Source organism: Delftia sp. PX-1 (assembly GCF_055797465.1).
Genome location: NZ_CP184763.1, coordinates 5,899,456 through 5,926,077 on the forward strand (window position 1 = coordinate 5,899,456; position 26,622 = coordinate 5,926,077).

Consider the following 26,622-nt stretch of genomic DNA (forward strand, 5'->3'; position numbering starts at 1 on the left):
GGCCCGGCTCCACCCACCCCCATCCGTCAAACCATGCCAAACACAACCCCCTCCCCCACCGTTGCTGCAGCCGCACGCATCCTGAAGCCGGCGCTTGCGGCCATCGCCTTCTCAAGCTGCTTCGCAGCCCATTCGCAGCCGCAAGACGCCTCGGCAGCCACATCGGACGCAGCGCTTTCCCGCGCCGAAGTCATCGCCGATCTCGCACTCTGGCGCCGCGCCGGATTGGACCGCCATGCGGAGATATCGATCTCCTACGGAGTCGAAACGCAGGAATATCGGGCCGCATACCAGGAGTACCTGCGCCTTCGCAACAGCGAGGCGTTCCAGGCGGAGGTCCGCAAGGCGCTGAGTCGGTAAGGCGGAGCGCCTTCCCGCCCAGGCCATCGCGGCAGCGGCTGGCTGCCTGGGGACGTGGCCCGGGGCTTTGCCTACAGGCCCAGGTCGGACAGACCGGGGTGGTCATCGGGGCGACGCCCCAGCGGCCAGTGGAACTTGCGCTCCGATCCCTGGATGGGCATGTCGTTGATGCATGCGAAGCGCCGGCGCATGAGACCGTCGGCCTCGAATTCCCAGTTCTCGTTGCCGTACGACCGGAACCAGTTCCCGGCATCGTCGTGCCACTCATAGGCGTAGCGGACTGCGATCCGGTTTTCCGCGTACAGCCAAAGCTCCTTGATCAGCCGGTAGTCCAGCTCCTTCTTCCACTTCCTCTCAAGAAGGGCCTGGGCCTCGGCGCGACTGTTGGCGAACTCCGCCCGGTTGCGCCATTTCGTGTCGGGGGTATAGGCCATCGCGACCTTGGCCGCATCGCGTGTGTTCCATCCATCCTCGGCCAAACGGACCTTTTGGACGGCGCTTGCGAGAGAGAACGGGGGCAGGGGTGGGCGAGTTTCCATGATGTGACCTTTGAAAAGATGTAGAACGATCTGTCTACATGCACCACTCTAACGGATGTGGAACGATCTGTCTACAATGTCTTCATGAAAACTTCCCAGCCATCTCTCGAGTCACTGCCGCCCCGCGAGCGCATCCTGGTGGCAGCCCATGGCCTTTTCTACGCAGAGGGCATCCGGGCCACGGGCGTGGACCGGATCATCGAGCGGTCGTCGGTCAGCAAAGTCACCTTCTACCGCCAGTACGCCAGCAAGGACGACCTGATCCGGGCGTACCTCGACTACCGCCATGAACGGTGGATTTCCTGGTTCCAGGCCAGCCTGGCGCAGGAGGCCGCCGGGGGCTCGTCAGCGTTGGATGCCCTGTCCACCACCCTCAGGAGCTGGTTCGGCCAGCCCGACTTTCGGGGCTGCGCCTTTCTCAATGCCGCTGCCGAACTGGGCTCGTCCGACCCTGAGATCCTGGCGACGGTCCGTCGGCACAAGCAGGAAATGTCGTCCGTGCTGGATCGCCTGTTCGGTGGCCGTTCCGTGTCCGTGGGCGCTGCGCTCACCCTGGTGGCGGATGGCGCCATCGTCCATGCGCAGATGGGTCAGCCAATCGATGAAGTCATGGAGAACTTCAAGGCAGCGGCCAAGGGGGTTGTGAGCCGCCCAGGGTCTTGAGGAGGCTCAGGAGCGGGGCGCCGCTGAGGCTTCGGCGCGCCACAGCGGCAGGTCGTTGCTGCCTCGCCACCTTTGGCCACGCAGGGGCCGGATCTGGCAAGTCAGTGCTTTGCCACACGCTGTCCTGCCGCGTCGATGACGGCTTCGCCGTCCTCCTTGGAGAATGCCCCTTGCTGGGGACGCGGCAGTATGTCCAGCACCACCTCGGATGGCCGGCACAGGCGCGTGCCCAGTGGCGTCACCACAATGGGGCGATTGATGAGGATAGGGTGCCGGAGCATGGCGTCGATCAGCTGGGCATCGGTCCATTCCGGGTCGCCCAGGCCCATCTCGTCATACGGCGTACCTTTTTGCCGCAGAACCTCCCGCACAGGCAGGGCCAGGTCCGCCAGCAGCCGCTCCAGCGTGGCCCGGTCGGGCGGTGTCTTGAGGTATTCGATGACGGCGGGCTCCTCGCCGCTGTTGCGGATCAGGGCCAGCACGTTGCGCGATGTGCCGCAGGCGGGGTTGTGATAGATCGTGATGGTGCTCATGGCAGATGGGTTCTGTGAGGGAATTCAGGCAGCCACGCTCAGGCGCAGCGCAAGGGCGGCAAGCGTGATGAGCAGCACGGGGGCCGTCAAAACCGTACCGACCCTGAAGTAGTAGCCCCATCCGATGGTCATGCCTTTGCTGGCCAGCACGTGCAGCCACAGCAGCGTGGCCAGGCTACCGATGGGCGCAATCTTCGGGCCCAGGTCGCAGCCGATCACGTTGGCGTAGACCATGGCATCCCTGACCACGCCGGTGGCACTGGAGGCATCGATCGACAGCGCACCCACCAGCACGGTGGGCATGTTGTTCATCACAGACGACAGCAGGGCCGAGAGCACCCCCGTGCCGATGGCTGCGCCCCAGACGCCGCCTTGGGCAAAGCGGTCCAGAACGGATGCGATAGAGGTGATCAGCCCGGCATTGCGCAATCCGTAGACCACCAGATACATGCCCAGCGAGAACACGACGATCTGCCACGGCGCGCCATGCAGTACCTTGCGGGTGCTGATGACGCAGCCGCGTGCCGCCACGGCCAGCAGCAGGGCGGCACCTGCGGCCGCGACCGCGCTGACAGGCACGCCCAGCGGCTCCAGCCCGAAGAAGCCGACCAACAGCAGGACCAGGACCACCCAGCCCGCGCGAAAGGTCGCCGGATCGCGGATCGCATCGGCCGGGCGCCTGAGCTGGGCCAGGTCATAGGTTGCAGGAATGCCGCGCCGAAAGAACAGCATCAGCATGGCGAGGCTGGCCAGCACCGAGGCAAGATTGACCGGCACCATTACCGAGGCGTATTCGTTGAAGCCGATGTTGAAAAAGTCGGCCGAGACGATGTTGACCAGGTTGGAGACGATCAGCGGCAGGCTGGCCGTGTCGGCGATGAAGCCTGCCGCCATGACGAATGCCAGCGTGGCGGAGGGCGAAAAGCCCAGCGCCACGAGCATGGCCATCACGATGGGCGTGAGAATCAGGGCGGCGCCGTCATTGGCGAACAAGGCGGACACAGCCGCACCCAGCAGCACGATGAACGCGAACAGCTTGCTGCCCCGGCCGCCGCCCCAGCGTGCGAAGTGCAGCGCGGCCCATTCGAAGAAGCCGGCCTCGTCAAGCAGCAGGCTGATGATGATGACGGCTACAAAGGTGGCGGTCGCATTCCACACGATGCCCCAGACCACTGGAATGTCGGAAAGATGCACCACGCCGGCCAGCAGGGCAACGACCGCGCCCAGCGAGGCGCTCCAGCCAATGCCCAGGCCGCGCGGCTGCCAGATAACCAGCACAAGGGTGGAGATGAAGATCAGGACTGCCATGAGCATGGTGCTGGGAGATTCGGGTTTCAGAAGGCGCGCATTCGTGGACGAAGGGGGGCGTCAGTGGGAGGCCAGTTCGCGGGCGGTGCCCTGCAGCCTTGCCTTTTCCAGCTTGTCGTCGGGCAGGTTGACCAGCAGCTCCAGACGACGACGCATCATGTGCAGAGTCTGTCGGAATGCTTCCAGCTTGACCTCTTCAGATGCGTCTCCCTGCGAGGGATCGGCGTATCCCCAGTGGGCGGTGGCGGGGTGGCCGGGCCAGATCGGGCAGACCTCGCCAGCTGCGTTGTCGCAGACGGTGATGATCAGGTCCATCTGCGGCGCCTGCGGAGCCGCGAACTCATCCCAACTCTTGCTGCGCAGCCCCTGCACAGATACGCCGGCACGTTGCAGCACCTGCAAGCTCAAGGGATTGGGCTGCTGATTCGCGCGGGGGCTGCTGCCGGCCGAATACGCTTTGAAGCGCCCATTGCCCATGTCGTTGAGCAAAGCTTCGGCCAGGATGCTGCGCGCCGAGTTGTGAGTGCACAGGAACAGGACATTCAGGGGGGTGATGGAATCAGACATGGTGGCTTAGCAGCAGGACGTGGAGGAAGAGGCAGCTGCGGTGCCTGGGGCGCAGCAGGCAGATGCGGCCGCCTGGCGCGGGGCCGTCGGCGCGCAGCACGCGCCGCTGGCTCCGACAGCTGCATCAGGGGCCTCGTGAAACACGGGAATGTTCTCCAGCGAATGAAAGTGCTCCCAGGCAATCCCCTGGGGATCGGTGATCCAGTGCTTGTCGCTGCGTGCATAGCAGCAGGTGGTGGCGCCTTCGTCGAGCATCGCCAGGTCGGCGGCCCTGGCGCGTGCCTTGAGCGCATCCAGCTCCTCGGCCTCATCCACTTGGAAGCCCAGGTGGTCCAGGCCGGCTTTCTCGCCTCGCGTCGAAATGGCGAAGTTCACCCGGGGCTCATCCAGCATCCACTTCGCGTAGTCGCTTTCCACGCGGGCGGGCTCGGCACCAAACAGCTGGGAATAGAACGCGATGTTCTTGGCCAGATCGTCGACGTGCATATGGACATGGAAGCGTTTCATCGTGGACTCCGTTCAGCAGTTGCAGGGCAAGGCATCCACCGTGGCGCATGCGGCGCCCTGGCAGCAGTTTTCGGTGAGGTAGGCGAGCAGGTCGTTCATCGCCGCAAAGGACGCCCGGTACAGCACATTGCGGCCCAGGCGCTCCTGGCTGACCAGCTCGGCATGGGACAGCTCCTTGAGGTGGAACGACAGCGCGTTGGGTGCGATACCCAACTGTTCGGCCAAGGCGCTGGGCGTAAGCCCCGCAGGGCCGGCGACTACCAGGGCGCGGAAAACGCGCAGGCGCGCTTCATGGGCCAGGGCCGAAAGCGATCGGATGACTTGGGTTTCTTGCATGCATCAATAATACAACTATTGTTGAATTATTGTTAAAAAAATGAGAGCGGCCGTGCGGATCCATTGCGCAAGCTCCGTGCGGAACGCCACTGAACACGCCGCGCGTCACGCAGATAACTCGTTGATTTCTCACGTCCTCGCAAGCCATGCGCCATCGATCTTTAGAGAGATGCGCCACTGAACTTTCGTCTGTACGGAAAACGCGCCACTGCACTTTAGTTTTTTTGGCCAGCAAGGCTCAGGAACGAGCTATCGGCCGAGGCGCAAGGGCTCAGGGCCGATGTGCGGCGGCGTCGCGGGTTGCCATGGGCTCTTGTGTGGCAGCTACCGACCCGTTGCAGTCGTTTGTCGCTGGCCTGTCGGTGTCGGCTTTGCCTCGGCAGCTGCCGCCCCCCGCCGCCGGGCGAACTCACGCTGCATGGCGCCAAGCAGTCCTTAGCCCCTGCGACAAGCGCTGGCCCAAATGGTGGGGCTACTCGAAGGCTAGGACATTCTCCGGGCGCTCGCCCCGTGCCAATGATCGTCTCACCCCCACTCAAACTTGCAGTCCCGAAACACGGATGGACGGCCAGGCTCGCCATGACACCCTGACAGCTCTACCCTCGCAAACATCGCCATCAACGGCGGACAGCACATCCACTGATGCTGACGACGTTCACACGGGGCGCAGCTGAAAACATTTCAGAACTTCATAGACACCGCCACGCGCATATTCCGCGCCTCCCCGTAGTACGACGAGGTCGAAACCCCTTGGTACTTGCGGTTGAAGACGTTGTAGAGGTTGGCCGAGACCGTGAGCTTCGGATTGATGGCGTATTGCACCATCAGGTCGGCCACAGCATAGCTTTTCTGCTCGACACGGCTGACGTTGGGCAGGCCCAGGAAGGAGAGGTCGCTCCAGGTGCCGCTTTGCCAGCGCGCGCCGCCGCCCACGGTCAGGCCGTGGCCTATGTGAGGCAGGCGGTAGGTGGTGAACAGCTTGAGGGTGTTGCGCGGGATTTCGGGGTTCAGGCGGTTGCGCTCGGCGTCGCGCGCGATGTTGCGGGCAAAGCCGACGGAGGCGTTCCAGTGGCGGCGGATTTCGCCGGTCATCTCCATCTCGAAGCCACGCGTTTCGGCGCCCTTGACGGCACGGTAGGCCTGCTCGCCATTGGGCGCGTAGCTGCCCGTGATGGCCTGGGCCACGTTGTCCTGCAGCAGGCGGTAGACGGCGGCGCCCACCTGCAGGCGCTTGTCCAGCAGCTCGCCCTTGAGGCCCAGCTCGTAGCTGCGGCCCAGTAGGGGATCGAGCTTTTTGCCGTGGATGTCCAGGCTGCTCTGCGCCTGGAAAATATCGGTATAGCTGGCATAGGCCGACCAATCGCGGCCCACGTCCAGCACCAGGCCGGCGAAGGGCGTGAGCTTGCCGTTTTCGGCCATGGCGCTGCCGCTGGTCTCGCCGCTGGCGAAATCGGTGTAGCTGTCGCGACGCTTCCAGTTCGTGATGCGTGCCCCCGCGATGACGGACAGCCGGTCCGTGGGGCGCAGCTGCAGCGATCCGTAAGCACTGCTGCTGCGTTCCACGGCCGCGCTGCGGCCTAGTACCGGGTTGTCGGGCTGCACCGGCGTGCGGCCATCCCAGGTGAAGAGGTTGTCTATGGTGTTGTCCCAGCCGGGGAAGGCCCAGCGGCCATGCGAGCCGCTGTCGTTGCGCGTGCGTGCCACACTGGCGCCGAAGGCGGCCTGGTGCTGGCGTCCCAGCAGCTGGAAGGGACCGGAAGCCGTGAGGTCCAGCGTGTCCTGCCGAGGCCGCCCCGTCCACCAGGCGGCCCACAGGCCGGCACCTGCGCCGGTGGTGCGGTCCACAGGCTGTTCATTGGTCCAGCCCGGAATCTCGTCATAGCTGCTGCGGTCGAGCGTGTAGATGGCCTTCAGGCGCCAGTCGCTGGCCATGCGGTGTTCGAGCGAGGCGAAGACGCTGCGGTAGTCCCGCCGTGCCGAGGCCCAGCGCGCGCCCGAGGACGCGGAGCGGCTCCAATCGATGCGCGTGCCATCCGTGTAGAAGAAAGGCCGGCCCCCACGGCCTACGCCAGAAGCGTCGTAGTCCTGCGCGGAAAAGCCCACGGTGGCCAGCGTGGACGGCGACAGGTCAGCCTCCACCACGCCGTACAGCGAGCGGCTGCGGTCCTGCTCGTAGTCGACCTTGGAATGGCGGTTCTGCGACACGGCCACGATGCGCCCGCGCACCGATCCGGAGGCGTTGAGCGGCGATGACAGATCCACCTCGGCACGTGCGAAATCCCAGGAGCCTGCCGTGAGCCTGGCGCTGCCCTGGAACTCGGCCGTGGGCAGCTTGCGCACCAGGTTGATGGTGGCGCCGGGCGTGCCCGCGCCGCTCATCAGCCCCGAGGCGCCGCGCACGACTTCGACGCGGTCGAACATGGCCATGTCGCTGGTCTGGAAGATGGCCGGGTAGTCGCTGAACAGGCGGTTGACGCCATCGACCTGGAAGTTCTTGATCTGAAAGCCCCGCGCGAAGAACTGGTTGGTGTCGCCGCCCGTGGGACCATACTGCGCATAGCTCAGGCCCGTGGTCTGGCGGGCGATGTCTTCCTGCAGCACGATGCCCTGGTCGTCCATGCGCTGGCGCGTGATCACGCTGACCGACTGCGGCGTCTCGCGCAGCGACAGGGACAGGCCCGTGGCGGCCCGCGATTCGCTGGCGGCGTAGGACTGCGTGCCCTCGGTGACGGCGCTGCGCTCGGCCTGGGCGGTGACGCGCACCTCGGCCAGCGTGGCCGCGCCGGTGGGCGTTCCCACGGCCAGGGACGGTCGCACCACAAAGCCGCCGCCCTCGCGCGGCAGGGCCTGCAGGCCCGTGCCGGCCAGCAGCGCGGACAGGGCCTGGTCCACGGTTCGATCACCCTGCACGCCGGGGCTGGTCCTGTCTGCGGTCTGGGCGGTGGAGAAGGACAGCAGGATGCCCGCCTGGGCACCAAAGCGATTGAGCGTGGCGGTCAGCGGCCCGGCAGGAATGTCGTAGCGCTGCACTGCCTGGGCGTGGGGCTGTGCCTGTGCGTGGGCCTGCGCCGGGGCAAGCACCGCCACCAGCGGCAGTGCCAGAACGGCGGGGCGCAAGGCCTGCCGCAGTTGAAATGCCAGTCGTGTGGCGCGAAAAGTCGGGTGATGGCCCATGGTGTGCGTGTCCCTCGGTCCTGGATGGTTGGCAATGGAATGCGGGCGCAGGAAAAAGCGCTTCATCTCCATTGCCCCGCGAGACGCGAAAAGCGATCAGCCAGGATCGACAAGAGCCAGGAAATCAGGCCGGCTCGACCACCACCCAGTAGCGCGTAGCCGTGCGCAGGCGCACCGGCAGGGTGGCCAGCAGCATGGCCAGCACCTGGTCGGTGTCGGCCAGCGGATAGGTGCCGCTGACGGGCAGCTGCGCCACGGCGCCATCGCAGCCCAGGTGGCCGGGCCGGTAGCGCGACAGCTGGTCCAGGAACTCGGCCAGCGGCATGTCCTGGGCCACCAGCATGCCGCGCGTCCAGGCTGCCAGGGCCGGATCGGCGGGCCCGGCCGGCGTGGTGGCCTGAGCGTCAAACTGCGCCTGCTGGCCTGTTTGCAGCAGATGGAGGTGGCCGGGCCGTTCGCGGGGCGCGATCTCCGTGGCGCCTTCAAAGACCGCAACCCGGCTGGGCCCCTGGCCGCGCTGGCGCACGACGAAGCGCGTGCCCAGGGCACGTATGCGGCCATGGCGGGTTTCGACGAGCAAGGGCGGCGCACTATCCTTCAGGCCCTGGGCCGTGGCCACCTCGATGTCGCCGCCGCGCAAGCGCACCAGGCGCTGCTGCGGGCTGAAATCCAGGTCGACCGCGCTGTCGGCATTCATCTGCAGCTGGGTGCCGTCCGGCAGGCGCAGGCTGCGCCGCTGGGCCGTGCCCGTGCGCAGGTCCGCCCCCAGGCCGGCCAGCCAGTCGCCCGAGGATGCCGGACCTCTCCATGCCACGGCACCGGCACCCGCGCCCGTGAACAGCAGCACGACCAGGCTGCGCACCGCCAAGCGCCGCCCGCGCCCGCGTGCCGTGCGCGCGGCCTGGGCCAGGGCCACGCTGGCCGGCGTACCGGACAGCGGCTGCAGGCGTGCGCCCATGGCCTCTATGCGCAGCCAGGCGCGCTCATGGTCGGGATGGGATTCGCGCCAGTGCTGCAGGCGCTGCACCAGCATCTCGCGCGTGCCGGCGCTGTGATCATCGGACTGCAGCTCCACCAGCCATTCGGCGGCCTGCTCGCGCACCGCAAGAGGAATGGGCAGGCTCATGCGCCGTCGTCGTCCAGAAAGCAGACTTGCACCACGGCCCGCGCGATATGGCGGCGCACGGTGGGCACGGAAAGGCCCAGTTCAGCCGCGATGTCGGCCTGCCTCATGCCGTCGATCTGCGACAGCAAAAAGGCCTGGCGCACGGGCAGTGGGAGCAGGGCCAGCAGGCGGTCCACCTCGACCAGGGTCTGCAGCACGATGGCGCGGTGCTCGGGGGACTGGGCCACGGCCTCGGGCATGAGGGCCAGGGCGTCCAGATAGGCCTGCTCCACGCAGCGCTTGCGGTAGAGGTTGGCGGCCAGACCCTGGGCAATGGTCATCAGCAGGGCACGCGGTTCGCGAATGGCCTGGATCTCGGCGCCGCTGCGGCCCAGCAGGCGCACATAGGTGTCCTGGGTCAGATCGGCCGCATCAAAGGCATTGCCCAGGCGCTTGCGCAGCCAGCCCAGCAGCCAGCCGTGGTGGTCGGAGTAGAGAGTGGCGACATCGGGAACAAGGGCGCGGTCGGCGGCGGGCATGGGAAAGCGGCACGAGTGAAGCAGGAGGAAAGGCACCGGGGCAATATGCAGCGGCAAACAAGAATGCTTCTTATTTTCATTGTATCCAAATCCTACATCGTCATTGCACCAACCTGCGCATCAACGCCTGAGTGCGGACGCTCGGCGCGAGCACCATCGTGGGCTGATGCCACCTTCGTTGAAACCAGTCGGAGCGACGGCATTGAGTAGACAGGAATCAGCGGTGCAGCGCGAAATGGGGCCTTCGAGGCGAGGCACGGCGCACCGAAGAATCGACTGGCCACTTCCAAACGGTGAAGCGGTCGTCCAACAATGGAAGCCTTCAACGGCAGGTGTTGGTCGTCCCTGTCACTCTCGCTTTGCACAGTGAAGGGCGTAGATCAGCCTGAGGCCATCGTTAGAAAGTCTGCAGTTGCCAACTGCTCCGCAGCGATTGCTGCTGCTCACGGCCACCTCGTGACCTATCAGTTGCAGCCACATGGTGGTCATCCAAGCTTCAGGGCTGGCGGCATCGCCAGATGCTTCGCTCCTCATCCGCACCCGACCTGGTGAAGCTCCCCTTTAGGACTGGCCCGTCATCGTGCCACGAAGGCGGAGCTTTTCTCCCTCTGACCACAGAGGTCACCAGACGAGGCCTCGGTCTCGTTCGCGCCTAATCAAGGGCAGTCAGTCTGCACGGCTGGCTGATCTTGGGTGCGCTCAGCACCACGGCCAGGGCGCCTTCGATGCGACGTTAGGTCACAGCCCGCAAGGCTGCATGGTGATTCAGCGACAGCCTTTCGCCGGAAGTTCTGTGTGCTCCTGCAGGCCGCGCTTCGCCGCTGGCCAGCGCGGGCGCGCCCCGAAAAAACTAAAGATCAGTGGCGTTCCGCACTCCGCGCCGGATGTGCCGTCTTGCGGCACATCCGGCCCTACCCCTTGAAACCTGGCCGAATTGCCTTATTATTAGCACTCGTTGGGTATGAGTGCTAACAATCCTCTGTCCCACATTGCTTCGAATGCCGGCCCGCCGGGCCGGCAAGTCTTTGTTTCAACTTTGTTGATGATTTAGGAGTTGGTATGAACCTGCGTCCCCTGCACGATCGCGTGATCGTCAAGCGCCTCGAAAACGAAACCAAGACGGCTTCGGGCATCGTGATCCCCGACAACGCCGCCGAGAAGCCCGACCAGGGCGAAGTGCTGGCAGTGGGTCCCGGCAAGAAGAACGACAAGGGTGAAGTGATCGCCCTGAACGTGAAGGTCGGCGACCGCGTTCTGTTCGGCAAGTACAGCGGCCAGACCGTCAAGGTCCATGGCGACGAACTGCTGGTGATGAAGGAAGACGACCTGTTCGCGGTCGTCGAAAAGTAATCCACGCGCTTCGAAACCGCACTTTCCAACTGAATCCGGAGAATTGAAATGGCAGCAAAAGACGTAGTTTTCGGCGGCGAAGCACGCGCCCGCATGGTTGAAGGCGTGAACATCCTGGCCAACGCGGTCAAGGTCACGCTGGGCCCCAAGGGCCGCAACGTGGTGCTGGAGCGCTCCTTCGGCGCCCCCACCGTGACCAAGGACGGCGTGTCGGTCGCCAAGGAAGTGGAACTCAAGGACAAGCTGCAGAACATGGGCGCCCAGCTCGTGAAGGAAGTGGCCTCCAAGACCAACGACATCGCCGGTGACGGCACGACCACCGCCACCGTGCTGGCACAGGCCATCGTCCGCGAAGGCATCAAGTACGTGGCCGCCGGCCTGAACCCCATGGACCTCAAGCGCGGCATCGACAAGGCTGTCGCCGCCCTGGTGGAAGAGCTGAAGAAGCAATCCAAGGCCACCACCACCTCCAAGGAAATCGCCCAGGTCGGCTCGATCTCCGCCAACTCCGACGAATCCGTGGGCAGCATCATTGCCGAAGCCATGGACAAGGTCGGCAAGGAAGGCGTGATCACCGTTGAAGAAGGCAAGTCGCTGGCCAACGAACTCGACGTCGTCGAGGGCATGCAGTTCGACCGCGGCTACCTGTCGCCCTACTTCATCAACAACCCCGAAAAGCAGGTTGCCCTGCTGGACAACCCCTTCGTGCTGCTGTTCGACAAGAAGATCAGCAACATCCGCGACCTGCTGCCCACGCTGGAAGCCGTGGCAAAGGCCGGCCGTCCCCTGCTGATCATTGCAGAAGACGTCGAAGGCGAAGCCCTGGCAACGCTGGTGGTCAACACCATCCGCGGCATCCTGAAGGTTGTGGCTGTCAAGGCTCCTGGCTTCGGCGACCGCCGCAAGGCCATGCTGGAAGACATCGCCATCCTGACGGGCGGCAAGGTCATCGCTGAAGAAGTGGGCCTGGCGCTGGACAAGGTGACCCTGGAAGACCTGGGCCAGGCAGTGCGCATCGAAATCGGCAAGGAAAACACCACCATCATCGACGGTGCTGGCCAAGCTGCTGAAATCGAAGCCCGCGTCAAGCAGATCCGCATCCAGATCGAAGAAGCCACCAGCGACTACGACCGCGAAAAGCTGCAAGAGCGCGTGGCCAAGCTGGCCGGCGGCGTGGCCGTGATCAAGGTCGGCGCTGCCACCGAAGTCGAGATGAAGGAAAAGAAGGCCCGCGTTGAAGACGCCCTGCACGCTACCCGCGCTGCTGTGGAAGAAGGCATCGTGGCCGGCGGCGGCGTGGCTCTGCTGCGTGCCAAGCAAGCCGTGGGCGAACTGAAGACCGGCGACGCCGAGCAGGACGCCGGCATCAAGCTGATCATGAAGGCCATCGAAGCGCCCCTGCGCGAAATCGTGGCCAACGCCGGTGGCGAGCCGTCGGTGGTGGTCAACGCCGTGCTGAACGGCTCGGGCAACTACGGCTTCAACGCCGCCAACGACACCTACGGCGACATGCTGGAAATGGGTATCCTGGACCCGACCAAGGTGACGCGTACGGCCCTGCAGAACGCCGCTTCCGTGGCATCGCTGCTGCTGACGACCGAAGCCATGATCGCCGAGTCCCCCAAGGCTGAAGGCGCCCCCGCCATGCCCGACATGGGCGGCATGGGTGGCATGGGCGGCATGGGCATGTAATTGCCCGCCGCAACCGGGCAGGCCTTGCGCCATACCCGGTTTGCCCCGCAAGAAAAAGGCCGCCCTCGGGCGGCCTTTTTCATTGCATGAACGCTGTTGCCGATGTCCTCAGGACACGGCCTGGCCCCAGGCCCGGCCCAGGCGCGCCACGGCCTCGGTGATCTGGGGCACGGTGGGCGCCGCATACGACAGGCGCATGCACAGGCCGGCCTGCTGCGCCGCCTCGGCCGGGAAGAAGGCCTTGCCTGGCACATAGAGCACGCCCTGCTCCACAGCGGCCGTGAACAGCGCCCGGGCCAGGGCCTCGGGCTCGCCCGCATGCCGTTGTGGCGGCAGCAGCTGCGCCCAGACGAACATGCCGCCCGCAGGCCGCACGAAGCGGATCTGCTCGCCCAGGGCCGACTGCATGCCCGAGCACAGCGCATCCATGCGCGCCGCGTACTCGGCGCAGGCCTGGGCCAGCTGGGGTGCATAGCGGCCCGAGCGCAGATAGTGCGCGGCGATCATCTGCGCCAGCGGCGAGGTGCACAGGTCGGCCGTCTGCTTGGCGATGGTGCAGCGGCGCAGCAATTGGGCGTCGGCCAGCATCCAGCCGATGCGCAGCGCCGGTGCCACGGTCTTGGACAGGCTGGACAGGTAGACCACGGGGTTGGACTGGGCACCGCACTGCGCCAGGCCCGTTTCGTAGATCGACGGCTCGCGCTGGCCGGTAAAGCGCAGCTCGCCATAGGGATCGTCCTCGACGATGACAAAGCCATGCTCGCGTGCCAGCGCCACCAGGGCCGTGCGCCGCGCCGCGGGCAGCAGCGTGCCGCCCGGGTTGGAGAAGTTGGGCACGGTGTAGAGCAGCTTGGGGCGGCGCGCATGGGGCCACTGGGCCAGCAGGCTGGCCAGGGCACCGGTGTCCAGGCCGTGTTCATCCGTGGGCACGGCCACGACCTGTGCCTGGGCCAGCTTGAGCGTCTGCAGCGTGGCCGGGTAGGCGGGCACCTCGACCAGCACCGGATCGCCAGGCTCCACCAGCACCTTGACCAGCAGGTCGAAGGCCTGTTGCGAGCCCGTGGTCACGATCATGTCGGCCGGCGTGCAGGCAATGCCGCGCGTGGCGCACAGCGCGGCCAGGGCTTCGCGCAGCGGCAGCTGGCCTTCGCTGGCGCCGTACTGCAGGCTGGCGGCAGCGTCCTGCTGCAAAGCGGCCATCGCGGCCTGTTGCAGGCCTTCGGCATCGAACAGGCTGGGCGAGGGATAGCCGCCCGCCAGCGAGAGCATGCCGGGGCGGCTCAGATAGGGAAACAGCTCGCGTATGGGCGAGCCTTCGGGATGTGCGAACAGCGGGTTGAACAGATGGGCGGTGGGCGACTGAATGCCCAGGTCTGCAGTGCTCATGAAGGCCTCTTGCGGCTTTGCAAAAAACAAAGGGGCGCGTGCACAGGCCTGGCGCCTGCGCATGCGCCCCGGGAAAGGGGATACAGGGTGGATGCCGGCCAAAGCCGGCATCCAGGCAGCCGGTCAGGCCACAGCCTGGGCGGCCTGGGTGCGCAGCGCGCTGCGCAGCTGGTCGATGGAGCGCTGCTGCGCCTGCTCGTACAGCGCGATCTCGTCATGCACGCGGGCACCCAGGTCGGCCTCGAAGGCCTGCTGGGCCGCATGGGCCGCGTACTGCTTTTGCTCTTCGCCGCCCAGGTTGGACTGGAAGATGCCGGCCGCGCTCACGGGCAGGAAGTCCTCGTAGACGATGGGCTCGGCCTGGGCCAGGCCACGGGCGATCAGGGCGTCCAGGTCCGAGGCGGCGGCCGCGGCGGCCTCGCCTGCGGCCAGGGCGGCTCCCTCGTCGCTCAGCGTGAAGCGGTAGAAGGCCAGGTCCTGGCGGCGCAGTTGCTCATGGGTGTCGGGGAAAGCCTCGAAGACCTGGGCCAGCCGGCTGCCGTAGTCGGGTGCGGCACTGCCCGCGCTGCCCATGTCGCGCACCTGGGCCAGCAGCTGGTCGTAGAGCGCGCGGCCCTTGCGCGTGAGCGCCACGCCGCGCTGCTCGATCTCGCCGAAGCGCGCCGTGTGCGAGCCTGCGCCCGTGGCATCGCCGGCGAAACGCACGGTCTCCTTGAGCGCCTTGAAGCTGGTCTGGCGCAGCAGGATGGGGCAGGCGCGGCGCGGCGGGCCTTCGACCACGTCCTTGGCGTCCATGCCGCGTGCGGGCATGGCGGCCTGGGCTGCATCGATGTCCAGGGTGCGCGGCGTCAGGTGGTTGATGTGCGGGCCCTTGAAGCAGACCACGTCGGCGATCAGGCGGTGGGCCTTGTGCAGCGCGTCGTAGGTGGCGCCGTCCACGGTGGATTCGCTGTGCCAGCGGAAGGTCTCCAGCGCCTCGCCGACGAATTCATCGGCCTCGGCATCGGTGAGGCCGCCGTTGGCCTCGGACTGGGCGATCAGCGCCAGCGCGCGCTCGGTGAAGATGTTGCGGCGCGCCAGGATGGCGGCGGCCTGGGCGCGCAGCGCCTCGTCGGCGATCAGGTCCAGGCGCAGCAGCGAGGTGAAGACGCGGAAAGGGTTGGCCAGCAGCGCGGCATCGCTGACGGGACGGAAGGCCGTGGAGTGCACGGGCACGCCGGCCACCGACAGGTCGTAATAGCCCACGGGCTCCATGCCCATGATGGCGAACAGGCGGCGCAGCATGGACAGCTCGGCGGCCGTGCCCACGCGGATGGCGCCGTGGCGCTCCACGCCCAGGCGGGCCAGCTCGCCACTGCGCTGCATCCGGGCCAGCAGCTCAGGCTCGGCCTGCAGCGTGCGCTGGTTGATGTCGGCCACGAGTTCGATCAGCGTGCCGTACTGGGGCACTTCATCGCGGTACATCTCGGACATGGCGCTGGAAAACCGTGCGCGGATCTCGTCGGAGGGCACGAAGGTGTGGGCAGGCGTAGAGGACATGGTGCTCGTGGGGACTGAAGTTGGAGCCACAGGGCAGCCCTGCGGCAGAGTGGATTCCTGGCACGCATGCTAGGTCTGCGCCTTGAGCCTGGTCAAACGATAATCAGGCCCATAGGTCATTCCCAAACAGAATGCCCCTCCCACGATTGCCCCACCGCCCTCTGCCATGCTGCTGTCCCGCCGTTTCCTGCCCCCCATGTCCCTGCTGTGCGCCTTCGAGGCGGCGGCCCGGCACCAGAGCTTCACGGCAGCTGCGGCCGAGCTGCACCTGACGCAAAGCGCCGTCAGCCGCCAGATCCGCGCGCTGGAGGAGCGGCTGGAGGCGGAGCTCTTTGTGCGCGAGCGCCAGACCGTGCGCCTGAGCCCGGCCGGCCAGGCCTATGCGCAGGAAATCCGGGGCGCGCTGATGCGCATCTCCACGGCCACGCTGGGCTTTCGGGCCAACCCGCGCGGCGGCAGCCTGAACCTGGCCATCCTCCCCACCTTCGGCACGCGCTGGCTGGCGCCGCGCCTGCCGCAGTTCTTCAGCGCCCACCCGGGCATCACCATCAACCTGACGACGCGGCTGTCCCAGTTCGACTTCCAGCTCGAAGCCGTGGACGCCGCCATCCATTTCGGCCTGCCGCACTGGCCGGGCGCCGAGCTGGCCTTTCTGATGAGCGAGACCGTGGTGCCTGCCTGCAGCCCCGCCCTGCTGGCCCAGCATGGCTTTGCCCAGCCCCAGGACCTGCTGCAGGCGCCGCTGCTGCACCTGGCATCGCGCCCCGATGCCTGGCAGCGCTGGCTGTCCGTGCACCATGCGCCCATGGCCGAGGGCCAGGGCATGCTGTTCGACCAGTTCGCCACCGCCGCCCAGGCCGCCATCGCCGGCGTGGGCGTGGCCTTGCTGCCACGTTTTCTGATCGAGCGCGAACTCGCACAGGGCGATCTGGTGCGTGCCCTGCCCCATCTGCCCGAGATGGAAAGCGCCGAGCGCTACTACCTGGCCTGGCCCACGAGCCGCGGCAACTACCCGCCGCTGCAAAGCCTGCGCGAGTGGCTGCAGCAGGCAGCCCAGGATTTCATGCGGGACGGCCCGCAGCCCTGACGCCCGCAGCGCCTGCCACCAGCGCCTGCAGCGCGGCCACCGGAAGCTGCCCGGCCAGGCCGATGGCCACGATGGCGGGCACCTGCTGCTGCTGCACGGGCGCTGATGCGGCGCGCAGCCGGCCGCTGCGCCCGGCAAATTGAAGCTCGCTCCACTGGCCCGCCCCGGTCTGCACCACGCCCTTGAGCCGCAGCACGCCAGCCGGCATGGCCTGCAGCCACGCCTGCAGGGCCGTCTCGCACAGCCCTCCGGGCGGCTGGCAGGACCAGGTCTCGAACTGCCGGCCATGCATGGGGCGCGCAGTGCCAGTACCCCATGAGACCTCCCGCGCACCACGTAGGAGGGCTGCGCCGCTGAGCAGTTGCACGGGCACCCGGGCTTCGCGCACATCGCAGCGTTGCGCGGCTGGCGCGTGGCTGGCTATCCAGCCGTGCACGCGCTCCAGGGTCCGGGCATCGGCCAGATCGGTCTTGTTGACGATGACCAGGTCGGCCCGGGCCACCTGGCGCTGCAGCGTGTCGGCCAGCAGCGGATCGGCGGCCTGCGAGAGCAAGGTGCCGGCATCCAGCACCACGATGACTCCATCGAGCGCCAGACCCGGATCGGCCAGGCCCAATTGGGCGATGCGCCAGGGGTCGGAGACGCCGCTGGCTTCGACCACCACGGCGTCGAAGCGCTCGCGCTGCTGCAGCACGCCGATCAGGGCCATGGACAGGTCATCGCCGATCTGGCAGCACACGCAGCCATTGGTCAGCGCGATGGTGTCGCCGCTGTGGGCCTTGATCAGGCCTGCATCGATGTTGAGCGCACCGAAGTCATTGACCAGCACGGCCAGCCGCTGCCCATCCGCATGGCGCAGCCAGTGGTTGAGCAGCGTGGTCTTGCCGGCGCCCAGGAAGCCGCCGATGACCGTGAACGGCAACCGCTGTCCCATGTCATGCCGCCTTGAAGACGCGCCCCGACAGCACCGTGCCCCAGACCCGGAGGTCCTTGAGCACCATGGGGTCCAGGGACAGCGGATCGTCCTCCAGCACGCAGAAGTCGGCGCGCTTGCCGCATTCGATGCTGCCGATCTCGTGGTCCAGCTTCAGTGTCCAGGCCGCGCCCAGCGTGACGGCATGCAGGGCCTGGGCCACGGTCAGGCGCTCGGCCGCGCCCAGCACGCGGCCCTTGGGCGTGATCCGGTGGACCGCGCACCAGGCGGTGAACAGCGGCCCCAGCGGCGTGACGGGCGCATCCGAATGGATGGCCAGCGGCACGCCGGCGGCCAGCGCACTGGCGCAGGCATCGAGCCGCATGGCGCGGTCCGGCCCCATGGTCATCTCGTAGTGCTGGTCGCCCCAGTACCAGAGGTGGTTGGCGAACAGGTTGGCGCACAGGCCCAGCGCCGCCATGCGGCGAAACAGCGGCGCATCGATCATCTGGCCATGCTGCAGCGTGTGACGGTGGTCGGGCCGGGGCGCGCGGGCCAGCACGCGGCCTATGGCGTCGATGGCGGCCTCGCTGGCCTCGTCGCCATTGGTGTGCGTATGGATGAGCAGGCCTGCGCGGTGGTAGGTCTCGAAATCGGCCTCGTACTGCGCGGGCGCGGTGACCCAGATGCCGTTGGGCGCGCCGTTGTAGTGACCGGGCCAACGCAGGCGTGCCGAAAAGCCCTGGATGGAGCCGTCCAGCATCATCTTGACTAGGCCGTAGCGCAGCCGGTCGGTGTTGCGCGCCATGAGCGTGCGCACATGCTCGGCACCGGCCTCGGCGCCATGCGTGCCGTGGAAGGCCTGGAAGGCGGGCAGGATGCGGATGGGCACCTGGTCGTCGCCCAGCGCGGCCTCCAGCACGCGGCAGTCCTGCTCACCCAGTTTGTTGACCAGGTCGGTGGCCGTGGTCACGCCCTGGCGGCAGGCCAGGCGAGCGAAGGAGCGCACGCCAGCCTCGGTCATGGGCGCCAGCAGCCCGGCGTTGCCGATCTTGCGCAGCACCAGGAACATGGCGGCCGGCTCCTGCAGCTCGCCCGTGGGCTCGCCGGCCAGGGCGTGGCCGGGCGCAAAGCGCACCACGCCCTCGACCTCGTTGTCGCGCGTGATCTCGGCCAGGCGCAGCATGGCGCTGTTGACGTTCATCAAATGGCCGTTGGCATGCGAGATCACGACGGGACGGCCTGCGGCGGCCCGGTCCAGGTGCTCCACCGTCATGCGCTCGCCGCCGAAGTAGATGGGATCGAACCCCCAGGCGATCAGCGGCTGTCCGGGCGGCAGGCCCTGCGCATCCATGCGCGCCGCCACCTCGGCCAGGCGGTCCACCACGGCATCCATGGAGCGCAGGCCGGGCCAGGTCTTGCCATCGGGGTCTCGCCGGTCGAACCAGCCCGTGTATGTCCAGTCCCACATGCTGCCCTCCTTGAGGTGGCAGTGGCCCTCCACCAGCCCGGGCAGCAGCACCTGGTCGGCGAAGCGCTCGTCGATGCGGCACTCGCCCCAGGCCGTGCAGCGCGCCAGGTCCCCGACCGCGAGGATGCGCCCGTCGCGCACGGCCACGTGCGTGGCCTCGGGCTGCATGGGGTTCATGGTGATGATCTTGCGGGCGGCGTAGACGGTGATGCTCATGGTGGCGGGTGCTCCGGGTTCACAGGGCCAGCGGCGCGCGCGGCACGCCATAGATGTGGTCCACGCGGATGCAGCGCACCCAGTGGCCGGGGGCGGCTTCGCGCAGCGGTGGCGCCTCGGCCGAACACGCAGGCACGGCCACGGGGCAGCGCCCGGCGAAGCGGCAGCCCGCGGGCGGGTCGATGGGACTGGGCGGGTCGCCGGCCAGCCGGATGCGCCGCGCCGCGCGCTCGCGCCCGCCGCGCACCGTGGGCACGGCCGACATCAGGGCCACGCTGTAGGGATGCAGCGGCCGCGCAAAGAAGGCCTGGCGCGGTGCGCGCTCCACGATCTGGCCCAGGTACATGACGGCGATGTCGTCGCAGATGTGCTCGACCACGGCCATGTCGTGCGAGATGAACAGGTAGCTCAGGCCCAGCTCGCGCTGCAGCCGCGCCAGCAGGTTGAGGATCTGGGCGCGGATGGCGATGTCCAGCGCCGACACGGGTTCGTCGCAGACCACCAGTTCGGGCCGCGTGGCCAGGGCGCGCGCGATGTTGATGCGCTGGCGCTGGCCGCCCGAGAACTGGTGCGGGAACAGCTGGCGCTGTTCGGGCCGCAGGCCGACCTGGGTGAACAGCTCGGCCACGCGCGCCTCGCGCTCGGCCGGCGTGCCCACGTCCATCAGGTCCAGCGGAGCGCGCACCGCATCGCCCGCGCGCTGTCGCGGATTCAGCGAGGAGAACGGGTCCTGGAACACGATCTGCATGCGCCGCCTCGCCTGGCGCAGGGCCTCGCCCGACAGGCCGCCCAGGTCGGTATCGCCCAGCTGCATGCGGCCTGCCGTCACGGGCGCCAGACGCATCACGGCCAGCGCCGTGGTCGTCTTGCCCGAGCCCGACTCGCCCACCACGGCCAGCGTGCTGCCGCGCCGCAGGCTGAAGGACACGCCGTCCACGGCCTTGACCACCTCGGGCCTGCCGAACAGGCCCTTGCCCGGGCGCGGAAAGTGGACCTGGAGATCGTCCACCTGCAAGAGGGTTTCGTCCATGCGTGCGTTCATGCCAGGGCCTCCGTGTGGGCGCGGATGCGGGAAGCGGGAGCGTGCAGCCAGCAGGCCACGCCGTGGGATGGATCATCCAGCGCGGTCAGCGGCGGAGCTTCGCTGGCGCAGCGCGGCTGGGCCTCGCGGCAGCGCGCACGAAAGGCGCAGCCGCTGCCCAACTCCCAGATCGAGGGCACGACGCCGGGGATCTCGGGCAGCTCGGTGCGCCCGCCTGCCTGGCTGCTGCCCAGCTCGGGCAGGCAGGCGATCAGGCCGCGCGTGTAGGGATGGGCGGGCGCTGAAAGCACCTGTTCGCAGCGGCCCTGCTCGATCACGCGGCCCGCATACATGACCATGACGCGGTCGGCCATCTCGGCCACGGCCCCCATGTCATGCGTGATCAGCACGATGGCCGTGCCCTTGTCGCGCTGCAGCTCGCGCAGCAGGTCGAAGATCTGCGCCTGCACGGTCACATCCAGCGCCGTGGTGGGTTCGTCGGCGATCAGGATGTCGGGCCGGCAAGCCAGGGCCATGGCGATCATCACGCGCTGGCGCATGCCGCCCGACAGCTGATGCGGGTACTCGTGCACGCGCCGCTCGGGCGCGGGGATGCCGACCTGCCGGAGCATCTTCACGGCGCGCTGGCGCGCGGCGGCCGCGTCCAGGCCAGCGTGCAGGCGCAGCGGCTCGGCGATCTGCTCGCCCACGGTGAGCACCGGGTTCAGCGAAGTCATCGGCTCCTGGAAGATCATGGAGATGCGGTTGCCGCGCACCTGGCGCATATGGGCCTCGCCGGCGGCCACCAGGTCCTCGCCCTGGAAGCGCACCTGCCCGCCCGTGATGCGGCCCGGAGGCGAGGGAATGAGGCGCAGCAGCGCCAGCGCCGTCATGCTCTTGCCGCAGCCGGATTCGCCGACCACGCACAGCGTCTCGCCCGCGCGCAGATCGAAATCCACGCCGTTGAGCACCGTGGCTTGGCCGCGCCGGCCCTGGAAGGCCACGCGCAGGCCGCTGACTTGCAACAGGGGGGTGTCGGTGTCCATCAGCGCTCCCTCAGCTTGGGGTTGAGTGCATCGTTGAGGCCGTCGCCGATCAGGCTGACGGCCAGCACGGTGACGAAGATGGCGGCACCGGGAAAGGCCACGGCCCACCAGCACGACAGCAGGTACTGGCGGGCCGACCCGATCATCAGGCCCCAGCTCATCTGGTTGGGGTCCCCCAGGCCCAGGAAGGACAGGCCGGCCTCGAACAGGATGGCGGCGCCCACGGCCAGCGTGGCCGACACCACCAGCGGTGGCAGCGCATTGGGCAGGATCACCTTCCAGATGATGCGGCCGTGGCGCGCGCCGATGGCGCTCTCCGCGCGCACGAATTCGAGCTGGCGGATGCGCATGAACTCGGCCCGCGTCAACCGCGCCGTGGCCGGCCAGCTGACGCTGCCGATGGCCAGCGTGACCGTCACCAGCGAGGGCGAGAACAGCGTCACCACGACCATGGCGAACAGCAGTGCGGGCAGCACCTGGAAGAACTCGGTCACGCGCATCAGCAGCGCATCGACGCGGCCGCCGTAGTAGCCGGCCATCGCCCCCAGCGTCACGCCGATGCACACCGACAGCAAAGCCGCGAAGGCGCCCACCATCAGCGTGGCGCGGCCGCCGTGGATGATGCCCGTGAGCACGTCGCGCCCCAGCTGGTCGCTGCCCAGCCAGGCCTCCTCGCTGAACGGCGGGCTCAGCGGCATGGTGCGGATCTCGAACGGGTCCGCAGGCCAGATCCAGGGGCCGGCGATGGCCACCAGCAGCACGATGAGCAGCATGGCCATGCCCGCAATGGCCGAGGGGTTGCGCAGGAACATGCGCAGCGCCTCACGGGCCGGGTGCTCGGCATGGGCTGCGGCCTGCGGCGCGGCGACGCTCGGCACGGACACGGAAGGTGGTGTGATGGCATTCATGGTCTCAGGCCGCCTTGATGCGGGGATCGATCAGCCGGTAGCACAGGTCGGTGACGAGGTTCATCACGACCACGACGATGGAGGAGAACAGCAGCACGCCCAGGATGGTCGGGTAGTCGCGCCGCAGCACCGAGTCGAAGGCCAGCCGGCCCAGGCCCGGCCAGTTGAAGACCGTCTCCACGATGATGGCGCCGGCCATGACGTTGCCGAACTGCAGGCCCAGCATGGTCACCACGGGCAGCAGCGCGTTGCGCAGCGCATGGCGGTAGAGCACCACATGCTCGGCCAGCCCCTTGGCGCGCGCCGTGCGGATGTAGTCGGCGCCCAGCACGTCCAGCATGGACGAGCGTGACAGCCGGCTGTACTGCGCCAGGTAGACCAGGGCCAGTGTCAGCGCAGGCAGCACCAGGTGCCGGGCCACGTCCAGCAGGTCGGCAAGGCCCGCGCCGCCTGCGGCATCGGCCGAGCGCATGCCCGACACCGGCAGCACGGGCCACCAGGAGGCAAACGCCAGCACCAGCAGCATGCCGGTCCAGAACACGGGCGCCGCAAAGCCCACCAGGGACAGCACGGTGATGCACTGCGACAGCAGGCCGTTGGGCCGGCGCGAGGACAGCACGCCCAGCAGCGTGCCCACCACGAAGGCCGTGAGCACGGCGGCCAGCACCAGCAGCAAGGTGGCGGGCACGCGCTCGGCAATCATCTGCGCCACCGGCAGGTTGAAGAAGTAGGAGTAGCCCAGATCACCACTGGCCACGCGCGCCAGGTAGATGCCCAGCTGCACGGGCAGCGGCCGGTCCAGCCCGTAGCGTGTGCGCAGCTCGGCCATGAGCTCGGGCTCCATGCCGCCGCTGGCGCCGGCAATGGTCTCCACGGGATCGCCGGGCGCCGCATGCACCAGCATGAAGTTCAGCACCACCACGGCCAGCACCAGCGCCAGGCCCTGCAGCAGCCGCTTGAGGAGTGTGCGGAGAAATGCCATGGCCGGGTCCTCCTGGATTACTTCAAGAAAATCTCGTCATAGGGCGAGGCCGGCCCCCAGACCGTGGTCGGCAGGTTGCCCACGTTCTTGCGCGCAGCCGTGTGGTAGGGCGAGTTGTTGATGAAGATCACCGGCAGCTCGTCCGTCACGGTCTTCTGGAAGGCCGCATAGAGCTTCTTGCGCTCGGCCGTGTCCAGCGTGCTGCTGGCCGTGTTCAGCAGCTCGTCCACCTTGGGATTGCGGTAGGACTGGGTGTTGGTCCAGACCACGGGCTTGATGTTGGTGGACAGGTAGCTGCGGTGCACGCCGATGACCGGGTCGCCCCAGTTGAAGACGATGTCCATGGACAGGTCGAAGTCATGCGTGGCCAGCCGCCGGGACCAGGCCGGGAAATCGGCCGAGGCCCTTACATCGACGGCGATGCCCACCTTCTTGAGCTGGGCGCGCACGTACTCGGCCACGTTCTTTTGCTGCTCGTCCGTGCCCGGCAGGTAGTCGATGGTGATCTTGAAGCGCTCGCCGTTGGCGCCGGGCTTGAGGCCGGCCTCGTCCAGCAGGGCCGCCGACTTCTTGAGGTCCAGCGGATAGCGCACCAGGTCGGCCGAGGCAAAGGGGCTGGCCGCCACGATGGGGCCGTCGGCCACGCTGGCGAAGCCGCCCATCAGCGCCTTGGTGATGAAGTTCTTGTCTATGGCATGCGCAATGGCCTTGCGCACGCGCACATCGCCCAGCGGCTTCCTGTCGGTGTTGATGGCCAGCCAGTTGATCGAGCCTATGCCCTCGAAGCCCTTGCCGGTCAGCGTGATCTGGGGATTGGTGGACAGGCGCTTCAGGTCGATGGAGGCCTGCAGGTAGGGCACCATCTGCACGTCGCCGCGCTCCAGGCTCAGCAGCAGGCTGGAGGAGTCGGGCACGATGTTGAAGACCAGCTTGTCCAGGTAGGGCCGGCCGGGCAGGAAGAACTTGTCGAAGCGCTCCATCACGATGCGCTGGCCCGCGCGGAACTCGGTCAGCTTGAACGGCCCCGAGCCCACCACGTCGGCGCTGTTGCGCGCATGGGTCTTGAGGTCGGCACCGTCGCCATAGATGTGCCTGGGCAGTATGGGCGCCAGCGCCGGGCTCATGGCCAGCAGGATGGCCGGATGCGGCGCGCTCATGCGGATGATGGCCGTGTAGGGGTCGGGCGTGTCCACCTTCTCCACGGGCCCCAGCATGGTCTGGAACGGGTGGTTGGCCTTGATGGCCATGATGGAGAAGGCCACGTCGGCCGAGGTGATGGGCTTGCCGTCGTGGAACACGGCATTCCTGCGCAGGTTCAGGGTCAGCGACTTGCCGTCCTCGGCCAGCTTCCAGGACTCGGCCAGGTAGGGCTGGGGCTTCCACTGGTCATCGAAGCGCAGCGGGCTGGCGAACAGCTGGGTGGAAGGCATGGCCGTGGCAATGCCCGATTGCACGGCGCCGTTCAGGTGCCGTGGCACCTGGGTGCTGCCCACGATCAGGGTGCCGCCGCGCTGCGGCTCCTGGGCCTGCAGCGGCGTGGCCGCCAGGCCCGCCAGCGCGCCGGCCAGGGCCAGGGCCGCCAGGGCGCGGCGTCGGAAAGTGATGGTGTGCATGGACTGTCTCCCTCGTTGGATCGCCAGGCCGCGCGGCTCGCTGCCTTCAATCCAGAATACGCAACAAGGGCGCGGGCCGCGGGGGCCACAGCCGTCCAAACGTAGGAGCCAGAGGCCCGGTGTTTACCCGCGTCGGCCGGCCCAAACCTTTACTTGCCCGCACCCGCACCGCAACATGGCGCCGACCGCGCGCCCTCTGCCCGGCCGCGCCAAGAACGCCCCCCGATTGCCTCCGTTGCGCCATGAGCACCCCTTCCGCCACAGACCCACGCCACCAGTGGGCCCGCCTGTTCGCGCTGCCCGAGCAGCCCGGCCTTCCCCTGAAGGACCGCCTGCGCCTGGCCCTGGTCCAGCCCATCCTCGAAGGCCGCCTGCCGCCCGGTGCGGCCATGCCGCCCTCACGCGAGCTGTCGCGCCTGCTGGAGGTGTCGCGCAATACCGTGACCACGGTCTACGAGCAGCTCGTGGATGAAGGCTTTCTGGAAGCCCGCCCGCGCAGCGGCGTGTTCGTGGCCCGGGATTCGCGCCTGGCTGGTGTGGACGGCGCCCTGGCCCTGCCTGCGACAAGTCACGGGGAGCCCGCACCGGACTGGTCTGCACGCGTGCTGCGCTCGCTGACGGACAGGCACACGCTGTCCAAGCCGCTGCAGTGGCGCGAGTACCCCTACCCCTTCGTCTACGGCATGCACGATCCCGCGCTGTTTCCCACCGAAGGCTTCCGGGAATGCTGCACGCGCAGCCTGGCGCGCGCCCAGCTGCCGCACTGGACGCCGGACTTCGAGACCGACGATGTGCCCGACCTGATCGAGCAGATCCGCCTGCGCCTGCTGCCCCGGCGCGGCGTGTTCGCGCTCAAGGAAGAGATCCTGGTCACCGTGGGCGCGCAGCAGGCCTTCTACCTGCTGGCCGACGCGCTGCTGGACCCCTCGCAGCGCCTGGGCTTCGAGGAGCCCGGCCACCCGCATGCGCGCAACACCTTTTCGCTGCGCCGCCCGCACTGGGTGCCCGTGGCCGTGGACGAGGAAGGCGTGGTGGTCGATGGCCTGCCGCCGCTGGACTACCTGTTCGTCACGCCCTCGCACCAGAGCCCCACCACCGTGACGCTGAGCCTGCAGCGGCGCGAGCAACTGCTGCGCCGCGCCGAGCAGGGCGATTTCGTGATCATCGAGGACGACTACGAGGCCGAGAACCTCTACCAGGGCAGGCCCATGCCCGCGCTCAAGAGCCTGGACAAGAGCGGGCGCGTGATCTATGTGGGGTCGCTGTCCAAGAGCCTGTCGCCCGCGCTGCGGCTGGGCTACATCGTCGCGCCGCGCGCGCTGATCGACGAGTTGCGCGTGCTGCGCCATGCCATGGTGCGCCACCCCAGCGCCTTTCTGCAGCACGCCTATGCGCTGTTCCTGTCGCTGGGCCACCATGAGGCCCATGCGCGCCGCGTGAACCAGGCCATGCTGGAACGCGTGGCGCAGGTGGACCGCTCGCTGCGCGCGCACCTGCCGGATTTCATCTTCCGCCAGCCCCAGGGCGGCGCGTCGCTGTGGGTGCAGGCGCCGGCCTGGCTGGACGCCGATGCGCTGGCCGCCGTGGCGCGCCGCCACGGCGTGCTGATCGAGGCAGGCAGCGCGTTCTTTGCGACGCCGCGCCAGCCCTGCCCCTTTTTCCGGCTGCGCCTGTCCTCCATTGCCACCGATCAGATCGATGCAGGCATTGCAGCACTGGCACGGGCGGTGGCCGAACTGGCCCGGTCGCGATGACCGGGTCCGGGCC

General features: G+C 67.8%; 24 protein-coding genes. 6 read left to right on the plus strand and 18 right to left on the minus strand.

Features of this window, described 5'->3' with window-relative positions:
• The first annotated feature begins 33 nt into the window (after window positions 1–33).
• On the plus strand, window positions 34–360 hold the full coding sequence (locus ACN20X_RS26955; RefSeq protein WP_016450897.1) for a DUF4148 domain-containing protein: 327 nt from the start codon (window positions 34–36) through the stop codon (window positions 358–360).
• Window positions 361–431: 71 nt separating this feature from the next.
• Here ACN20X_RS26955 and ACN20X_RS26960 read toward each other — a convergent pair whose 3' ends face one another.
• A complete protein-coding gene (locus ACN20X_RS26960; RefSeq protein ID WP_473210057.1) occupies window positions 432–899 on the minus strand; it encodes a nuclear transport factor 2 family protein in 468 nt (155 codons plus the stop codon).
• Window positions 900–983: 84 nt separating this feature from the next.
• On the opposite strand from ACN20X_RS26960, the gene ACN20X_RS26965 reads away from it, so the two are divergent.
• Window positions 984–1,562: a TetR/AcrR family transcriptional regulator gene (locus ACN20X_RS26965; RefSeq protein WP_473210058.1), complete on the plus strand. Its 579-nt coding sequence runs from the start codon at window positions 984–986 to the stop codon at window positions 1,560–1,562.
• 101 nt (window positions 1,563–1,663) lie between these two features.
• On the opposite strand, the gene arsC is transcribed toward ACN20X_RS26965, so the two are convergent.
• From arsC to ACN20X_RS27005, 8 genes are all read right to left on the minus strand, one after another.
• The gene (arsC, locus tag ACN20X_RS26970; RefSeq protein ID WP_016450895.1) at window positions 1,664–2,095 is read right to left on the minus strand and encodes an arsenate reductase (glutaredoxin); all 432 of its coding nucleotides are present in this window, start codon (window positions 2,093–2,095) and stop codon (window positions 1,664–1,666) included.
• A 24-nt stretch (window positions 2,096–2,119) separates the two neighbouring features.
• The gene (locus ACN20X_RS26975; RefSeq protein WP_473210059.1) at window positions 2,120–3,409 is read right to left on the minus strand and encodes an arsenic transporter; all 1,290 of its coding nucleotides are present in this window, start codon (window positions 3,407–3,409) and stop codon (window positions 2,120–2,122) included.
• Between the two features lie 54 nt (window positions 3,410–3,463).
• On the minus strand, window positions 3,464–3,970 hold the full coding sequence (locus ACN20X_RS26980; protein WP_016445462.1) for an arsenate reductase ArsC: 507 nt from the start codon (window positions 3,968–3,970) through the stop codon (window positions 3,464–3,466).
• Window positions 3,971–3,976: 6 nt separating this feature from the next.
• On the minus strand, window positions 3,977–4,477 hold the full coding sequence (locus tag ACN20X_RS26985; protein ID WP_016450893.1) for an ArsI/CadI family heavy metal resistance metalloenzyme: 501 nt from the start codon (window positions 4,475–4,477) through the stop codon (window positions 3,977–3,979).
• 12 nt (window positions 4,478–4,489) lie between these two features.
• Window positions 4,490–4,813, minus strand: coding sequence for an ArsR/SmtB family transcription factor (locus ACN20X_RS26990; RefSeq protein WP_016445460.1), 324 nt, complete (start codon window positions 4,811–4,813; stop codon window positions 4,490–4,492).
• Window positions 4,814–5,494: 681 nt separating this feature from the next.
• Entirely contained in the window at window positions 5,495–7,930 is a 2,436-nt protein-coding gene (locus ACN20X_RS26995; protein WP_313280007.1) for a TonB-dependent siderophore receptor, read from the minus strand.
• A gap of 181 nt (window positions 7,931–8,111) precedes the next feature.
• Complete coding sequence (locus ACN20X_RS27000) at window positions 8,112–9,113, minus strand: FecR domain-containing protein (protein WP_016445458.1); 1,002 nt, start codon at window positions 9,111–9,113, stop codon at window positions 8,112–8,114.
• The gene (locus ACN20X_RS27005; protein WP_016445457.1) at window positions 9,110–9,631 is read right to left on the minus strand and encodes a sigma-70 family RNA polymerase sigma factor; all 522 of its coding nucleotides are present in this window, start codon (window positions 9,629–9,631) and stop codon (window positions 9,110–9,112) included. Before ACN20X_RS27005 ends, ACN20X_RS27000 begins: the two co-directional genes overlap by 4 nt.
• A 1,059-nt stretch (window positions 9,632–10,690) precedes the next feature.
• Here ACN20X_RS27005 and groES point away from each other — a divergent pair.
• Together groES and groL are read left to right on the plus strand one after the other, a co-directional pair.
• The gene (gene groES / locus ACN20X_RS27010; RefSeq protein WP_016445456.1) at window positions 10,691–10,981 is read left to right on the plus strand and encodes a co-chaperone GroES; all 291 of its coding nucleotides are present in this window, start codon (window positions 10,691–10,693) and stop codon (window positions 10,979–10,981) included.
• Between the two features lie 48 nt (window positions 10,982–11,029).
• Window positions 11,030–12,673: a chaperonin GroEL gene (gene groL, locus ACN20X_RS27015; RefSeq protein ID WP_016445455.1), complete on the plus strand. Its 1,644-nt coding sequence runs from the start codon at window positions 11,030–11,032 to the stop codon at window positions 12,671–12,673.
• Window positions 12,674–12,781: 108 nt separating this feature from the next.
• On the opposite strand, the gene ACN20X_RS27020 is transcribed toward groL, so the two are convergent.
• Both ACN20X_RS27020 and hglS read right to left on the minus strand, forming a co-directional pair.
• Entirely contained in the window at window positions 12,782–14,059 is a 1,278-nt protein-coding gene (locus ACN20X_RS27020; protein WP_473210060.1) for an aminotransferase-like domain-containing protein, read from the minus strand.
• Window positions 14,060–14,182: 123 nt separating this feature from the next.
• Window positions 14,183–15,598 carry a 2-oxoadipate dioxygenase/decarboxylase HglS gene (hglS, locus tag ACN20X_RS27025; protein ID WP_046239259.1) on the minus strand — a complete coding sequence of 472 codons (1,416 nt, stop codon included), beginning with the start codon at window positions 15,596–15,598 and terminating at the stop codon, window positions 14,183–14,185.
• Between the two features lie 166 nt (window positions 15,599–15,764).
• On the opposite strand from hglS, the gene ACN20X_RS27030 reads away from it, so the two are divergent.
• The gene (locus tag ACN20X_RS27030) at window positions 15,765–16,685 is read left to right on the plus strand and encodes a LysR family transcriptional regulator (protein WP_012207461.1); all 921 of its coding nucleotides are present in this window, start codon (window positions 15,765–15,767) and stop codon (window positions 16,683–16,685) included.
• Here the strand turns inward: ACN20X_RS27030 and ACN20X_RS27035 are convergent.
• The 7 genes from ACN20X_RS27035 to ACN20X_RS27065 are packed head-to-tail and all read right to left on the minus strand — an operon-like array spanning window position 16,660 to window position 24,855.
• Complete coding sequence (locus tag ACN20X_RS27035) at window positions 16,660–17,619, minus strand: CobW family GTP-binding protein (RefSeq protein WP_473210061.1); 960 nt, start codon at window positions 17,617–17,619, stop codon at window positions 16,660–16,662. The two genes, ACN20X_RS27030 and ACN20X_RS27035, sit on opposite strands and share 26 nt — an antisense overlap.
• Before the next feature lies 1 nt (window position 17,620).
• Complete coding sequence (locus ACN20X_RS27040; RefSeq protein ID WP_473210062.1) at window positions 17,621–19,285, minus strand: amidohydrolase; 1,665 nt, start codon at window positions 19,283–19,285, stop codon at window positions 17,621–17,623.
• Between the two features lie 19 nt (window positions 19,286–19,304).
• A complete protein-coding gene (locus ACN20X_RS27045; protein WP_310044463.1) occupies window positions 19,305–20,327 on the minus strand; it encodes an ABC transporter ATP-binding protein in 1,023 nt (340 codons plus the stop codon).
• On the minus strand, window positions 20,324–21,352 hold the full coding sequence (locus ACN20X_RS27050; protein WP_473210063.1) for an ABC transporter ATP-binding protein: 1,029 nt from the start codon (window positions 21,350–21,352) through the stop codon (window positions 20,324–20,326). The genes ACN20X_RS27045 and ACN20X_RS27050 overlap by 4 nt, the downstream gene beginning before the upstream one ends.
• The gene (locus ACN20X_RS27055; protein ID WP_043790046.1) at window positions 21,352–22,260 is read right to left on the minus strand and encodes an ABC transporter permease; all 909 of its coding nucleotides are present in this window, start codon (window positions 22,258–22,260) and stop codon (window positions 21,352–21,354) included. Before ACN20X_RS27055 ends, ACN20X_RS27050 begins: the two co-directional genes overlap by 1 nt.
• 4 nt (window positions 22,261–22,264) lie before the next feature.
• Window positions 22,265–23,242 carry an ABC transporter permease gene (locus tag ACN20X_RS27060; RefSeq protein WP_012207467.1) on the minus strand — a complete coding sequence of 326 codons (978 nt, stop codon included), beginning with the start codon at window positions 23,240–23,242 and terminating at the stop codon, window positions 22,265–22,267.
• A gap of 17 nt (window positions 23,243–23,259) precedes the next feature.
• Window positions 23,260–24,855: an ABC transporter substrate-binding protein gene (locus ACN20X_RS27065; RefSeq protein WP_473210064.1), complete on the minus strand. Its 1,596-nt coding sequence runs from the start codon at window positions 24,853–24,855 to the stop codon at window positions 23,260–23,262.
• 242 nt (window positions 24,856–25,097) lie between these two features.
• Between ACN20X_RS27065 and pdxR the strand changes: the two genes are divergently transcribed.
• Complete coding sequence (pdxR, locus tag ACN20X_RS27070) at window positions 25,098–26,609, plus strand: MocR-like pyridoxine biosynthesis transcription factor PdxR (RefSeq protein ID WP_473210065.1); 1,512 nt, start codon at window positions 25,098–25,100, stop codon at window positions 26,607–26,609.
• The last annotated feature ends 13 nt before the right edge of the window (window positions 26,610–26,622 follow it).

Bases quoted from the DNA above. Each gene is read 5' to 3' on its own strand.
- ACN20X_RS26955 (WP_016450897.1), top strand. From the start codon at position 34: ATGCCAAACACAACCCCCTCCCCCACCGTTGCTGCAGCCGCACGCATC.
- ACN20X_RS26960 (WP_473210057.1), bottom strand. From the start codon at position 899: ATGGAAACTCGCCCACCCCTGCCCCCGTTCTCTCTCGCAAGCGCCGTC.
- ACN20X_RS26965 (WP_473210058.1), top strand. From the start codon at position 984: ATGAAAACTTCCCAGCCATCTCTCGAGTCACTGCCGCCCCGCGAGCGC.
- arsC (WP_016450895.1), bottom strand. From the start codon at position 2,095: ATGAGCACCATCACGATCTATCACAACCCCGCCTGCGGCACATCGCGC.
- ACN20X_RS26975 (WP_473210059.1), bottom strand. From the start codon at position 3,409: ATGCTCATGGCAGTCCTGATCTTCATCTCCACCCTTGTGCTGGTTATC.
- ACN20X_RS26980 (WP_016445462.1), bottom strand. From the start codon at position 3,970: ATGTCTGATTCCATCACCCCCCTGAATGTCCTGTTCCTGTGCACTCAC.
- ACN20X_RS26985 (WP_016450893.1), bottom strand. From the start codon at position 4,477: ATGAAACGCTTCCATGTCCATATGCACGTCGACGATCTGGCCAAGAAC.
- ACN20X_RS26990 (WP_016445460.1), bottom strand. From the start codon at position 4,813: ATGCAAGAAACCCAAGTCATCCGATCGCTTTCGGCCCTGGCCCATGAA.
- ACN20X_RS27000 (WP_016445458.1), bottom strand. From the start codon at position 9,113: ATGAGCCTGCCCATTCCTCTTGCGGTGCGCGAGCAGGCCGCCGAATGG.
- ACN20X_RS27005 (WP_016445457.1), bottom strand. From the start codon at position 9,631: ATGCCCGCCGCCGACCGCGCCCTTGTTCCCGATGTCGCCACTCTCTAC.
- groES (WP_016445456.1), top strand. From the start codon at position 10,691: ATGAACCTGCGTCCCCTGCACGATCGCGTGATCGTCAAGCGCCTCGAA.
- groL (WP_016445455.1), top strand. From the start codon at position 11,030: ATGGCAGCAAAAGACGTAGTTTTCGGCGGCGAAGCACGCGCCCGCATG.
- ACN20X_RS27020 (WP_473210060.1), bottom strand. From the start codon at position 14,059: ATGAGCACTGCAGACCTGGGCATTCAGTCGCCCACCGCCCATCTGTTC.
- hglS (WP_046239259.1), bottom strand. From the start codon at position 15,598: ATGTCCTCTACGCCTGCCCACACCTTCGTGCCCTCCGACGAGATCCGC.
- ACN20X_RS27030 (WP_012207461.1), top strand. From the start codon at position 15,765: ATGCTGCTGTCCCGCCGTTTCCTGCCCCCCATGTCCCTGCTGTGCGCC.
- ACN20X_RS27035 (WP_473210061.1), bottom strand. From the start codon at position 17,619: ATGGGACAGCGGTTGCCGTTCACGGTCATCGGCGGCTTCCTGGGCGCC.
- ACN20X_RS27040 (WP_473210062.1), bottom strand. From the start codon at position 19,285: ATGAGCATCACCGTCTACGCCGCCCGCAAGATCATCACCATGAACCCC.
- ACN20X_RS27045 (WP_310044463.1), bottom strand. From the start codon at position 20,327: ATGAACGCACGCATGGACGAAACCCTCTTGCAGGTGGACGATCTCCAG.
- ACN20X_RS27050 (WP_473210063.1), bottom strand. From the start codon at position 21,352: ATGGACACCGACACCCCCCTGTTGCAAGTCAGCGGCCTGCGCGTGGCC.
- ACN20X_RS27055 (WP_043790046.1), bottom strand. From the start codon at position 22,260: ATGAATGCCATCACACCACCTTCCGTGTCCGTGCCGAGCGTCGCCGCG.
- ACN20X_RS27060 (WP_012207467.1), bottom strand. From the start codon at position 23,242: ATGGCATTTCTCCGCACACTCCTCAAGCGGCTGCTGCAGGGCCTGGCG.
- ACN20X_RS27065 (WP_473210064.1), bottom strand. From the start codon at position 24,855: ATGCACACCATCACTTTCCGACGCCGCGCCCTGGCGGCCCTGGCCCTG.
- pdxR (WP_473210065.1), top strand. From the start codon at position 25,098: ATGAGCACCCCTTCCGCCACAGACCCACGCCACCAGTGGGCCCGCCTG.